Raw genomic sequence first — 12706 nt, forward strand, 5'->3', positions numbered from 1 at the left:
ATATACAAAACTTCAAGAGTAGAGCATTACAACGTTACAATTTCCAAATTTGACTTTTGATGCCAAGTAGTTAATTGTCTGTTTGCTCTGTAGTCGATTGACCAGCAGGATATAATTGACTAATCAATGCCTGGACAAGCAATTCTGGATCGTCTGTCTCAATGGCAAGCTGTTGAGCAATTTGCTGGCGTAAGTTTTCATCCTGCTGCAACATCACAAACAATTCTTCTAGGGTGACAGTTTGGTATTCTCCCTCTGGGGGATTATCTGGGGTATCTACTGACTCTGAGATGGGGGCGGTTAGCTCAGATGGTATCGTTGTGCTAAAAGCATCAGGCCCTTCATATTCCCAAATCGGTTCGCCTTGATTGCGTGTCAACAACTGCATCCCGATACTATAAGCAACATCTCCGATTTCTCCGATGTCCAACTCACCCAATTGCACTAACCGTGCAGCCATTTCATTATTGGGTGTAGGTGATGCTAGCAATCTGTCGCCAAAGCGCCTTAACCACTCAACCCAGTCTTCAGTTGGGATGCGATGTTCAATATTATGCAGCCACTTTTGTGCCCACGCTTCCCCTCGTGCAAGATATACTCCTTGCAACAGTTCGTTGAAGAGAAATTCCAGATCGGTATCGGTTAAGGGTGGCGCTGGTTCTTTTAGCACATTTCCTCTAGATTTTGAGGCAGTCTGTTTTCCACCGAACAAGCTCTGAAAAAGCTTTTTGAGCCATTGAAATAGCCGCTTGAGCATCTGCTGCACCATCGAGTTTTGCTTATCCTAAGATTGTAGCGATCGCACTGGACTATGGCGCTAGTCAGTAATTAAAATTCTTTGGTCATTTGTCATTTGTCATTAGTCATTAGTCATTCTCCCCCTGCCCCCTGCCCACTCCCTACTCCCTACTCCCCACTCCCTTAGCTAGAACAAATGTACTAAATGGTATGCTATAATTCCAATACTTTGATATTGAAATCATAGTAGAAGGTAAGCTTTGGTTACTTGCTTTCCTGAGTGCCAAAATTCACGGCATTAGTTGAGGGCAGTAGCTCTGGCAATTTGTACAAACCAAGCAGGTACAAGAGTCTAAAATAATTGAATCCTAAACTCGACTCGGTGCTACTAATTAACTTTGAAAGGCATTGAAGTCTATTTTTCCATGTCTTACGAACCCCTGCACCACAAATATCGCCCCAAAAGTTTTGCTGAACTGGTGGGCCAAGAGGCGATCGCTACCACCCTCACGAACGCGATCGGCACATCTAAAATCGCCCCCGCCTATTTATTCACTGGGCCTAGAGGTACGGGGAAAACTTCTAGTGCCCGGATTCTGGCTAAATCTCTCAATTGTCTCAAAGGTGATAAGCCCACTGCTGAACCCTGTGGCGTGTGTGAAGTTTGTCAGGGGATCACCAAGGGCTATGCCTTAGACATAATTGAAATTGACGCCGCTAGTAATACTGGTGTTGATAATATCCGCGAGTTGATTGAAAAAGCCCAGTTTGCTCCAGTGCAGTGTCGCTACAAGGTTTATGTAATCGATGAATGCCACATGCTTAGTACGCAGGCATTCAACGCGCTACTAAAGACATTAGAAGAACCACCAAGACACGTAGTTTTTGTGTTGGCGACAACAGATCCGCAACGGGTGTTACCAACGATTATTTCGCGCTGTCAAAGGTTTGATTTTAGACGCATCCAGTTAGAGGCGATGGTAAAGCATTTAAGTGCGATCGCCTTTAAAGAAAACATCCATATTTCACCCGATGCTGTCACCCTGGTAGGCCAACTTGCTCAGGGAGGGTTACGAGATGCCGAAAGTTTGCTCGATCAATTGGGTTTATTAGCGGGTGAAGTGACACCGGATCGAGTTTGGGATTTGGTAGGGACAGTAAGCGAACAGGATTTGCTGGGGCTGTTAAATGCGATCGCTCAAGATAAACCCGAAGCAGTTTTAGACTGTACTCACTACATTCTAGATCGTGGTCGAGAACCGCTAACTCTTCTGCAAAATCTTGCCGCATTCTACCGCGATTTACTGATTGCTAAAACCGCACCCAATCGCCACGATTTGGTTGCTTGTACTCAACAAACCTGGACAGCGTTGGTTGAGTTTGCTCAATACTTCGATATGAGCGTGATTTTGGCAGGACAAAAACACTTGCGAGAAGCTGAAGTGCAAATTAAAAATACCACCCAGCCGCGTTTGTGGTTGGAAGTAACATTACTAGGATTGTTACCCAGTGCGACGATTATTCAGCCACAAGCCCCAAGTGTTACGCAGCGAGTTAACACATCTGTTGTATCTCCAAGCTATTCTCCAGCAGTTGCCCAAAATAATGCAGTCTCTTCTTTACCTGTAGCTGAACCGCAAACAAATCATAATTCTGCAAACAATGATATAGCGGCTGCCCAAAATCAGCCCGTTACTTCACCTCCCCCAGTTGAACAACAAACAAATCACAATTCTGCTGTTAACTCAGTTTCACCACCTACCCCAGAACCGGTATCTGTACCTGTGTCACCTGCGATCGTTGAACCAGTAACTTCAGAAGTTGTTGGGGAAGCAGAATATGACTTAACTCAGGTTTGGCAACAGATGCTTGCTAACCTCCAGCCAAAATCAAGGCAAGAAATGCTACGTCAAATGGGCCAACTCATAGAGTTCGACGGTGTTGTGGCTCGAATTGCTATCAAACAGGCATGGTATGACAAGGGTAAATGTGATCTACCGATGATTACGGCAGCTTTTCAGCAGACTTTCCAGCGTGAAATTCAGATAATTATAGAAAAAGCAACTTCTTCAAACTTTACCTCAGCCAAAAAAAATCCTCCCCCAAAAGACTCACCTCGCGTTCAGCAGCCACCAAGTCCCAGTTACAACCAGCAAATTCAGCCTCCAACGCCAGCACCACAGCTAGCAACTCCACCACCAGCGACACCAACACCACCAAAAACTGAGTCGGTAGCAAAGAATGGAAATGGCCTAAATGGAAATGGAGTAAATGGAAACGGCGTAAATGGAAATGGAGTAAATGGAAATGGAGTAAATGGAAATGGGGCAAATCGAAATGGCCTAAATGGAAATGGGGTGCAAGCTTTGCCTCCAACTGCAAAACGAACACCCGCACCTGATTGGGAACCTGACGAAGTAGCGATCGCAGCTCAACGTCTAGCAGAATTTTTCCAAGGACAAATTATTCGTTTTGCAGATGATTTCCCAGAATTTTCCGACTCCATGACTACACCTGAATGGGTAGAGGAAGCAGAAGTTGATGATGAATAAAAAATGGGGAATAGGGAATAGGGCATTGGGCATTGGGCATTGAGAGAGATATTCCTAACTCCTAACTCCTGTACAGACGCGATTAATCGCGTCTCTACTCCTAACTCCTAACTCCTAACTCCTAACTCCTAACTCCTCATGCCCCATTCCCTATTCCCCATTCCCAGTATGCAAAGTTTTCACCCATTTTAGCCGCTTTGGTCTTACCGACATCCGGGCAGTAGTACTGCTCATAACGACTAACCAGTGCAACATATATAAACTGCCACGCAGGGTTTGCACCAGGATCGTAAGATATGTAGAAAGTGGGAATTTTTGATCTTGACGTACCCGCTTCAGACCTGTAAACATTCCTACCATCGACATAGAAATGGACAAGCCTGTGATAGGAGTTAACATTGGTGGACGATGACGAGCGATCGCCATTAATAAATCTGGGACTGCTGCTGTGGGTAAGATATACATAATCAGCATAAAAATCAGCAAATCCCAGCTTTTGCGCCATCCCATGCGGTTTTTGAGAATTAAATCCCAATAATCCAAATAGCGTTGATAACCGCCTTCTGCCCAACGGTTGCGCTGATGCCAAAGTGCGATCGCACTTGTGACTCCTTCTTCTTGCACTGCTGGATGGAAAACACACTCAATATCCCACTTATCCAAATGTAAGCGGATTGTCAAATCCAAATCATCGGTAATGGTTTCTTCATTCCAGCCACCGCAGCTTTCCAAGGCTGAACGCCGCACAAATTGACCATTGCCGCGCAGTTCGCCAATGCCACCAAGGGCGGTTCGCTGTTGCTGAAACCAAGTATCAAGAGCCATTTCGGCCATTTGTCCCTTAGTCCAAAAGTTTTCTTTAGCGTTGGCGATCGCTTTTCGCACCTGCACCGCCCCCACCTTTTCTCTTTGAAATAAAGGGATTACCTGTTGCAGCAAGTCTGGTGTCACTTGAGCATCAGCATCAAATACTGCTATAATATCGCCTTTTGTCAAGGGCAATACCTGATTCAACGCCCCCGACTTGCCACCAGTAGCTTCTGCTGAACGCCTTAGTACTTTCAGTTGCTCGTGTTTCTGTTCGAGTTCTGCTAATAAATGCGGTGTGCTATCACTGCTGTGATCGTCAATAATCCATACTTCGTATTGCCCACCTGGATATTCCAGATTACAAAGATTTTTAACTAATTTAGCAATTACCGCTTCTTCATTTTTCGCAGCCACTAACACAGATACAGAGGGTAAATCTCCCTGTATTTCTTTTGGATAGCGACGGGATTTAGTAAACACTACCACCAAAGCATGAAATCCTAGAATGGTGGTCAGTCCTAGAATAAATATAGAAGCCCAAGAAACTAAATGTAGAGCGATCGTGCTACTCCAGACGATAGTCAAGACTAGAGCCGCTTTGCGTCTACGACCTTGAAACCGGGGTGTTAGAGACACAGGATCAGTCTCTAACACTGACTCCTCATTTGCTGATAGGTCAGACAATAAGGAGTTGAGCGGATCAAGCTCTTGATAAGAATCTTCTTCGGGCCAGGAATTCGCTGGCATAGGTTAGGTTGCTTGATTCAAAAACCACTATTTGTCTACAGTTAGTAATTTTACGGACAAATATCCCTAAGCTACTTTTCCCGATATTAATCGGAATGGGCAAACTGCAATACCCGCTATCCCTAAGCCAAAAGCCGATGGGACTACCTTTGTTGTCACCGCTACTTTGCGTAATTACCTCGCATTAACCACCTTTGCTACTCTTCAGACAGACGCTTGATTCCTTTAATAGCCATTTAGGCAGGAAACTTCTAGAGTGGGACTTTCTTCAATGAGAACTCCGGTTTGGGCAAAGTAATAACAAGGTAGCAGCAGCTCGTTGTTAGGAGAAACAGCAATAATAACATCCACCACTTTACAGTGGGGATTTTTAGTGTTATTTTCCCCAACTTCGATAAAAGTTAATGCAGCATCATTCTAACCGAAATTTTAATATTTCTTAGCAGTAACTTCATTTTTGGGCATGGGGCATGGGGCATTGGGCATCGGTTATTAATTATTCTCCTGTGCTTCCCCTGCTCCCCCTGCTTCCTCATCTCCCATTCCCTATTCCCCATTCCCTATTCCCCATTCCCACTATGTGCTTTAGACACATCTTTTGGGAATACTAGTAACATCCACTAATATCCCCAATTGGCATATTTAACAATGTCTATTGACCAACTCCAGCCTGCCACTCAACAACAAGCCAGTGTTTACTTACCTTACGTTCAGGGCGCTAGGCGCAATTTCTTACCCTATGCCATCAGTCTTTATCAAAAAGGGGTCTTGGAGGGACACCGGAAGATAGAAGCCAGTGAACATGTTCCCTTTGTCGCCTCCTGGAATGTTGCGACTTTACCCTCAGACTTAACCCGTTGCCGAATCCAGTTTGATGGCAATGCTGAACTGAGTTACGAACTGATGATGGCTAGTTTCGAGTTTATTAATTTTTTAATTGAAGTTATGGATAACTATAAACGTTATCGTGCAACCGATTTTTCACAACCTTTTTATCGCAAATTACTGCGTATAGACGATTAAATCAGTTATCAGTTATCAGTTATCACTGATAACTGTTGATTAAACAAAATCGCTCGTCGGGTGACTGAGCCAGTCTTCTATCCTGGTACGTAACAAATGTTCAAGTGAGATACCACTCTCTTGTGCTATTGCTTGCAGCTTTTGCAATTGTTCATCGGAAATGTCGAGTGTGATGGAAGCCACAGCCTTTACTCCTTAAATGCTAGGAAAGTGTAACATTTATTAGTATTTTAAGTTTCTCTGACAGGCGATCGCTATTGTTATTCTTGCTTGCGATCGCAGAGCATGTCAAAGATAATCGCACCTAATATCCTAAAATATAATCAAAAAGCGATCGCATCCAGATTTGTCAGAGAAAATCCATAATTACGCGCTTGGCGATCGCCTTGATAATGCAATTAAGATTTTGGGAAACCCGATCAGATAACTGGGGAATAGAGCTAAGATTGATTTATATAGCTCGATAAGAGAATTTATTGATGTTGAATGCAGTAGAGTTTCAAGCAAAGATTCAAAATGGGTTAATTCAGATTCCTGATGAGTATAAACAAGAATTTGCAGAAGGAGATGATATTCAAGTAATTGTTTTGGTGAAGAAAAAATCATTTCCAGAAAAAGACATAATTGATGAGTTGACTGAAAATCCCGTTCAAGTGAATGGTGTACTCAGCCGTGAAGAAATTTATAGTCGCTAGTCGATGAGTGATAATAGAGATTTTATTGATACAAATGTTTGGCTCTATCGTTTATTTGATGACAAAAAGATAGAAGTGGCAGAACGAGACAGAAAGCGTAATATTGCTATTTCAATTACGTCAAATGAAAGAATAATTATCAGTACGCAGGTTGTGAATGAGGTTTCTGCTAATTTGCTGAAAAAAGCAGCTTTTAACGAAGAGCAAATCAAAGCTGTGATTCAGTCACTTTACCGTCGTTGTACTGTGGTAGAGTTCAATTTGAATATTTTTGAATCTGCATCGGATATCCGCAGCCGATATAATTAGGACTTACGCACACTCTACGAATTCTTGGCGTTCTTGGCGTCTTGGCGGTTCGATAAATTAAGCTTTTCGGCAATTTTTGCGTAAGTCCTGATAATTTTTCTTTTTGGGATGGTTTAATTGTTGCTTGTGCGCTGTCCGCAAGAGCAAGTATTCTTTATTCTGAAGATATGCACGATGGGTTAATAGTCGCTGGTCAATTAGAAATTGTGAATCCGTTTAAATCAAGGTAGAGAGGTTATCTGAGTTGCGATCGCATGAAGCAAGAGTATAAATATATTGAAAGTCTAATTGTTCGCGTCCAGGCAAATTTGTAGCGACTGTCTTAAAAGTCAAGCGATCGCTAACAGAAAACCAAGACTGGAACATCCTGCCTAGATTGGAAACGATAAAATTTTTATAAGAGTAATTTTTACAAAACTCGAATTTCCCAACATTTCAAAGCAGGTATGGGGCAATGGTGCGATTAAAACCGTGGCAATGGGTCGTCTTAGCAATCCCGATCGCGTTTATCATTATTTTCTTACTGGTATCCGCCGGTTCGCAAATCCATGCGTGGGGCATTAATTGGATTTGGGGTGTATTCACCCTTTTATTCGTTGGTTGGCGTTGGCTATTGGTGAAATGGACTCAACCTGCTGTTAACCAAGTAGAAGCTGTATTAGCCCAAGTCCAAGAAGAACTAGAATCAACAGCAGAGAATACAGTAGGGCTACCAGTGGGAAGTGATGTTACAAAGCTTGCAGAAGCCGCCCTTCAAGAGATTCTGCAAGCAGCACAAAGCGATCGCCCCATTTGGGAAGATTGGCAAACTTTTTGGACGCGATGCCAGGATTTGGTTGTAGCGATCGCTCATATCTACAATCCTCAAATTCAATATCCCCTGCTGAATATCTACGTCCCCCAAGCTTACGGGCTGATTCGGGGAACGGTGGATGACATGGATCGGTGGATGCAAAAGTTATCTCCTGTCCTGAATCAGGTGACGGTTGGGCAAGCATACCAAGGATACGAAGTCTATCGGAAGTTGGAACCATCGGCTCGGAAATTCTGGAAAGCTTGGAACTGGGCACAGTGGGTTTTAAATCCAGTGGCGGCGGTGGCAAAACAAGCTAGCCAGGGTTCTAGTAACCAAGCAACTCAGCAATTGTTGGGGAATTTGAGCCAGTTATTTCGGGAAGCTGCCCTGAGAAACTTATGTCAGCAGGCGATCGCTCTCTACGGACGTACTACATTACCAGTTTCAGCAACCGTAGTATCCACACCAACTATACCCAAGGTCAAAACCCAAACCCTCCGAGAAATCCTGACTCAAGCCGAACCAGCCGAAGCAGTTGAGCAAAAACCCGTGAATATTCTGCTGGTGGGGCGCACGGGTTCGGGAAAAAGTAGCCTGATTAACACGCTATTTCAGGCGGATATCGCCGCCGTTGATGTTTTGCCCAGTACCGATCGCATTCAAAATTACCAATGGCAGACTGAAACTGGGGAAACCTTAACGCTTTTGGACACACCTGGCTACGAACAAGTCAACCGTGCCGATCTCCGAAATCTGGTGCTTGATTATGCCATTAAGGCAGATTTGCTGCTGTTAGCTACCCCAGCCCTCGATCCTGCCCTGCAAATGGATGTAGACTTTTTGCAAGATATCAAAGCAGAAATTGCAGATTTACCTGCGATCGCGATCGTTACTCAAGTAGATCGGCTGCGTCCCATCCGCGAGTGGCAACCGCCTTATGATTGGGAATGGGGCGATCGCGCCAAAGAAATTGCCATTCGAGAAGCTACTGAATATCGTGCCAAACTGCTGGGAAACTTCTGTAATCTAGTTCTACCCCTGGTTACAGGTGAGGGCAAAACAAATCGAATCGCTTGGGGAGTTGAGGCGCTATCGTTGGGATTAATAGATGCGATCGCACCTACCAAGCAACTCCGTCTCGCCCGCTTTTTGCGTAATCTTGAAGTCCGCACCGTCGCTGCTGCCAAAATCATCGACCATTACACCTTCCAAATGGCGACAACACAGGGACTAACATCATTGCTCAAAAGTCCCGTCCTCCAGTTTGTTTCTACACTCTCAACCGGATCTCCAGCCCTAGCATATATGCTGGCAGAGCAAATTCCTGTGGAACAGTTGCCGATTGTGATTGGCAAACTCCAAATGGGATATGAGCTTTTCTCGCTCTTGAATACAGCTAACTCTAACCCGCTCAACTTTGAATTGCTATCCCTCTGGCCGCTACTGCTGGAAAATTCCGCTTCACCTGATCGCAACGCCTGGGCATTTGGTCACGCCCTAGTGGAATACTGGACTCAAAATTTGACAGTTGAACAACTCCGGCAGCGATTTGAGTATTATTTAGCGATCGCCAAATAATTTGTTTGCATTAGAAATATACTACAACAGGGTACACCTACGCATCTTTACATTCTCACAATTACTGTTCAAGTATATTTACGGTGTATAGTTTATAAAAATAAAGTATATTTATACCAAAGATAGAAAAAACAAAAAATGCGGTGACGGGTCATACTCTTAACATCAAAGTTAAGATTACGATTAAGAGTAGGTGTCTGCTGAAACCTACCCGCTTTACCAAAGTTTTTATCCAGACATCCCTTTTGTTCGGAGTTATTTATGAAAAATATATTACAAAGCTCCATCTCACAAGAACAGAATTCACATCAGAGTTATAGTATTTCATCTTACAATAGACTGCTTTTGGTCGTGAAGGATTTGGCTTGTGTGCGGACTATTGAAGAAATTATTGAGATTGTGCGTTTGGCAGCTCGCGATCTGACTAATGCTGATGGAGTAACTTTTGTACTGCGGGATGGTGAATGTTGCCACTATGTCGATGAAAACGCCATCGGGCCACTTTGGAAAGGTATGCGTTTTCCGCTCAAGTCTTGCGTCTCCGGTTGGGCGATGCTCAATAAACAAGCAGCCGTAATTGAAGACATTTACCAAGATGCTCGAATTCCGATTGACGCTTACAAAGTAACTTTTGTCAAGAGTTTAGTGATGGTTCCCATACGGATTTCTGATCCACTGGGTGCGATCGGAGCCTATTGGAGTACACCGCACCTAGCCACGCCCCAAGAGATCGGAATGCTTGAGATTTTGACAGATACTACAGCAGTTGCGATCGCCAACGTTCAACTTTTCCAGAAATTGACGAACCAAAACGCCCTTAAAGACAAATTCATTGCGATGCTAGCTCACGAGTTGAGAAATCCCGTTGCTCCCATCTCAAATGGGGTTCAGCTTCTCAAGTTGAAGCTAGGCGAGACTGGCGCAGTCGGAGAAACAATTTTAAAGATGCAGCACCAAATTAAGCACCTCTCGAAATTGATTGATGAGTTACTTGACGTATCATCCATTACTTATGGGAAGATTTCATTAAACCTGGAGAAGGTTAATTTGGTAGAATTGGTTCGCCAGAGTCTCAATGACCATGCACAGGCAATAAAGAGATCGAACCTGAACGTAGTAGAAGACCTACCAAACAAGCCTTTGTGGGCTTATGTTGACCCGACGCGGTTCTTCCAAGTCTTTGGGAATCTTCTTGATAACGCCTTAAAGTTTTCCCAGCCAGATGGAACGATCTGGGTTGATCTCTCATGTATTCCAGGTGAAAATGGCTCAGAGAGTGTAGCGGTTTTATCTGTAAGAGATACAGGCATAGGGATAGACCCGACAATTTTACCAGAACTATTTGAGCCGTTTACCCAAGCCGATCGCAGCTTAGATCGTTCCAGGGGTGGGCTAGGTTTGGGATTATCGGTAGTAAAAAGTCTTGTGGAACTTCATGGTGGTAATGTTGAAGCCTCAAGTAGAGGGATTAATTTGGGAGCAGAATTCAAAGTTACTCTTCCTGTATGCGAAGAGATTACAGCTTGGCATAACGACCCGGAGATTATAGAAGAGGCTAAAAAATCGTTGAAGATTTTAGTCATCGAAGATAACGACGATTCAGCCGTAACATTAAAAGCAGTGCTTGAGCATTTTGGGCATGAAGTTTCCGTTGCTAACAATGGAATTTCAGGGGTAGAAACTGCAAGAGAGTTTGAACCTCATGTGATTATTTGTGACATCGGACTTCCCGAAATGGATGGATTCGCCGTTGCACAAGAATTGAGTAAAGATTCTAAATTTACTCGCTCAATTCTGATTGCACTCACTGGCTACGGTGGCCAGGAGGATAAGGAACTGGCGCTGAAGTCTGGTTTTAAATGTCACTTGACCAAGCCTGTAGACTTTGACATACTTACGGCAGAAATTGATCGATACTTTCTGATGAGTGCGTAAGCGTAGCCCGCACTTCGGCTGCGCTCAGTGACCGTCGTAGACATCGCTTTTATTCCATTAAATCACCTGTTGCAGGCTCACCCGGATAAAAGCGATCGCTCAACATTTCCTCAAAAGGATATAAACATTGGTTGGGAAAAGTTGAAAGTGGCAGATTTGTTTCTCCTGATGCTAAATCTCTACCGTTGTCATAAGATTCTTGGAGTGCTTCTTCAAGGTAAGGTTTCAGACTAGGATTCTCGCTTAACAACTTGAGAATTTCCCGTCGTTGTACTCTAATTGTCGCTAACCAACTACGACTGCGTTGATTTGGTTGATATTCCCATTTGAGCAAATGTCCAATTAATATACTAAGACGATTTCTCAATTCTTGGCGTTCCTTTCTTCCCAAAGATTCAATTTCCTCAATTAAATTGGGCAAGTCAAGCTGGTTCCATTGGTGATGACGCAGAAGGTTAGCTTGTTCTTGAGTCCAAGTGTAAAAGTCATTTTCGTAGAGGTTTGGCATCAGGTTTCACTCTGTTTGTCTGCTTTGTGGTGTTTGCATAGTGGGTTCAAAACCTGGTGAACTTTCCCTAATTATAGTAAAGGATCATAGATATGCATTGGTGTCAAACTTTTCTGGTTTCTCTTCCCAGACTTTGGGGGGAAATGGCGATTGTGGGTTCTTTAGCAGCTTGTGCTACAAGCTTGGCTATGCTGTCACCAGTTGGGGAAGATGTCCTACTTGGCTCAATGCCAAGTAGGGTCTGATCGCGGTTGTTGTCTAAACCGTGACTGAAGAATATATGCTTGTTCATCACAACCTCAAAATAGAAATTGTAAGAATAGTGCCAGCGATGGCGATTGATATATGAAGGGTCACCCAAAGATAATTGGGATGAAATTTTGTCATTAACGGGTGAAGTTTTTCATGAAATTCTTTTGCTTGAATTCTGCGGTCTTCAATCTGTGCATCAGGATGTAGTTCATTGAGCCTATTACGATAGAGCTTTAAAATAGAAAGACTATAGTGAATACGCTCTCGATATTTCCGAGAGCCTATAGGACTCCGATTTGATTTCTGAAAACATACTGAGACTGAAAAGCCCGTTTTATCAGGGTTTTATCTGAAATCTTGTTCAAAAATCAGATATGAGTCCTATATAGCTCCATAGATGCCTAAGAAAATCAGAAGTAGAGATAACGGTAAATTATTTCTGTCAAGTCCTTTTTGAGTAAAAATTCCTACTATAGCAGAGGCAATAAGAAGAATTATATTGCTAAGGGCTGACCCAATACAGTTCAGTTAAGGATTTGTGGTACTGATTTTAAACCTGTAGAGACGCGAAATTTCGCGTCTCTACCAAGATTTTTGGGCTTAACTGAACGGTATTGAGGGCTGACCTCTGATCCTCTGCTTGTTTAACCTCAGCCCATCTTTGCTCACTAAGTTTTAGCAAGACATCTGTAGAGTCTGCCATTTTGTTTTGTCCTTTGAATAACAGCTATAGTCTTTTTCTCTTTAGACTTTACTTGCTTCT

13 protein-coding genes are annotated in these 12706 nt (G+C 43.4%); 6 read left to right on the plus strand and 7 right to left on the minus strand.

All coding sequences use genetic code 11. The annotated features are described in order from the left end of the window. Nucleotides 1-70: 70 nt before the first annotated feature. On the minus strand, nucleotides 71-757 hold the full coding sequence (locus D1367_RS09930; RefSeq protein ID WP_181985196.1) for a hypothetical protein: 687 nt from the start codon (nucleotides 755-757) through the stop codon (nucleotides 71-73). A gap of 406 nt (nucleotides 758-1163) precedes the next feature. On the opposite strand from D1367_RS09930, the gene D1367_RS09935 reads away from it, so the two are divergent. Beyond that, the gene (locus D1367_RS09935; RefSeq protein ID WP_118166296.1) at nucleotides 1164-3290 is read left to right on the plus strand and encodes a DNA polymerase III subunit gamma/tau; all 2127 of its coding nucleotides are present in this window, start codon (nucleotides 1164-1166) and stop codon (nucleotides 3288-3290) included. A 150-nt stretch (nucleotides 3291-3440) separates the two neighbouring features. On the opposite strand, the gene D1367_RS09940 is transcribed toward D1367_RS09935, so the two are convergent. Continuing rightward, nucleotides 3441-4847 (minus strand): glycosyltransferase family 2 protein, encoded by a 1407-nt coding sequence (locus tag D1367_RS09940; RefSeq protein WP_118166299.1) that lies wholly within the window; start codon nucleotides 4845-4847, stop codon nucleotides 3441-3443. Between the two features lie 648 nt (nucleotides 4848-5495). Here D1367_RS09940 and ebsA point away from each other — a divergent pair. Then, nucleotides 5496-5870, plus strand: a complete 375-nt coding sequence (gene ebsA / locus D1367_RS09945) for a type IV pilus biogenesis protein EbsA (RefSeq protein ID WP_118166302.1) — start codon at nucleotides 5496-5498, stop codon at nucleotides 5868-5870. Between the two features lie 39 nt (nucleotides 5871-5909). On the opposite strand, the gene D1367_RS09950 is transcribed toward ebsA, so the two are convergent. Further along, nucleotides 5910-6053, minus strand: coding sequence for a DNA-binding protein (locus tag D1367_RS09950; RefSeq protein WP_118166304.1), 144 nt, complete (start codon nucleotides 6051-6053; stop codon nucleotides 5910-5912). A 296-nt stretch (nucleotides 6054-6349) separates the two neighbouring features. On the opposite strand from D1367_RS09950, the gene D1367_RS09955 reads away from it, so the two are divergent. After that, nucleotides 6350-6565 (plus strand): hypothetical protein, encoded by a 216-nt coding sequence (locus D1367_RS09955; RefSeq protein WP_118166306.1) that lies wholly within the window; start codon nucleotides 6350-6352, stop codon nucleotides 6563-6565. Nucleotides 6566-6568: 3 nt separating this feature from the next. Continuing rightward, entirely contained in the window at nucleotides 6569-6874 is a 306-nt protein-coding gene (locus D1367_RS31745; protein ID WP_118166309.1) for a PIN domain-containing protein, read from the plus strand. A 216-nt stretch (nucleotides 6875-7090) separates the two neighbouring features. Here the strand turns inward: D1367_RS31745 and D1367_RS31750 are convergent, their stop codons facing one another. Continuing rightward, nucleotides 7091-7240 carry a hypothetical protein gene (locus tag D1367_RS31750; RefSeq protein ID WP_220451027.1) on the minus strand — a complete coding sequence of 50 codons (150 nt, stop codon included), beginning with the start codon at nucleotides 7238-7240 and terminating at the stop codon, nucleotides 7091-7093. Between the two features lie 88 nt (nucleotides 7241-7328). On the opposite strand from D1367_RS31750, the gene D1367_RS09970 reads away from it, so the two are divergent. Both D1367_RS09970 and D1367_RS09975 read left to right on the plus strand, forming a co-directional pair. Further along, entirely contained in the window at nucleotides 7329-9248 is a 1920-nt protein-coding gene (locus D1367_RS09970) for a GTPase family protein (protein ID WP_118166312.1), read from the plus strand. Between the two features lie 261 nt (nucleotides 9249-9509). Further along, the gene (locus D1367_RS09975) at nucleotides 9510-11183 is read left to right on the plus strand and encodes a hybrid sensor histidine kinase/response regulator (protein WP_118166315.1); all 1674 of its coding nucleotides are present in this window, start codon (nucleotides 9510-9512) and stop codon (nucleotides 11181-11183) included. 49 nt (nucleotides 11184-11232) lie between these two features. Here the strand turns inward: D1367_RS09975 and D1367_RS09980 are convergent, their stop codons facing one another. The 3 genes from D1367_RS09980 to D1367_RS30685 all read right to left on the minus strand — a co-directional run bounded on the left by D1367_RS09980 (nucleotide 11233) and on the right by D1367_RS30685 (nucleotide 12646). After that, complete coding sequence (locus D1367_RS09980) at nucleotides 11233-11691, minus strand: DUF29 domain-containing protein (RefSeq protein ID WP_118166318.1); 459 nt, start codon at nucleotides 11689-11691, stop codon at nucleotides 11233-11235. A gap of 103 nt (nucleotides 11692-11794) precedes the next feature. Next, nucleotides 11795-12052 (minus strand): hypothetical protein, encoded by a 258-nt coding sequence (locus tag D1367_RS09985; protein WP_181985131.1) that lies wholly within the window; start codon nucleotides 12050-12052, stop codon nucleotides 11795-11797. A gap of 441 nt (nucleotides 12053-12493) precedes the next feature. Further along, on the minus strand, nucleotides 12494-12646 hold the full coding sequence (locus D1367_RS30685; protein WP_181985132.1) for a hypothetical protein: 153 nt from the start codon (nucleotides 12644-12646) through the stop codon (nucleotides 12494-12496). Nucleotides 12647-12706: the final 60 nt, after the last annotated feature.

The sequence above is a fragment of the Nostoc sphaeroides genome, from assembly GCF_003443655.1.
Classification (GTDB): domain Bacteria; phylum Cyanobacteriota; class Cyanobacteriia; order Cyanobacteriales; family Nostocaceae; genus Nostoc; species Nostoc sphaeroides.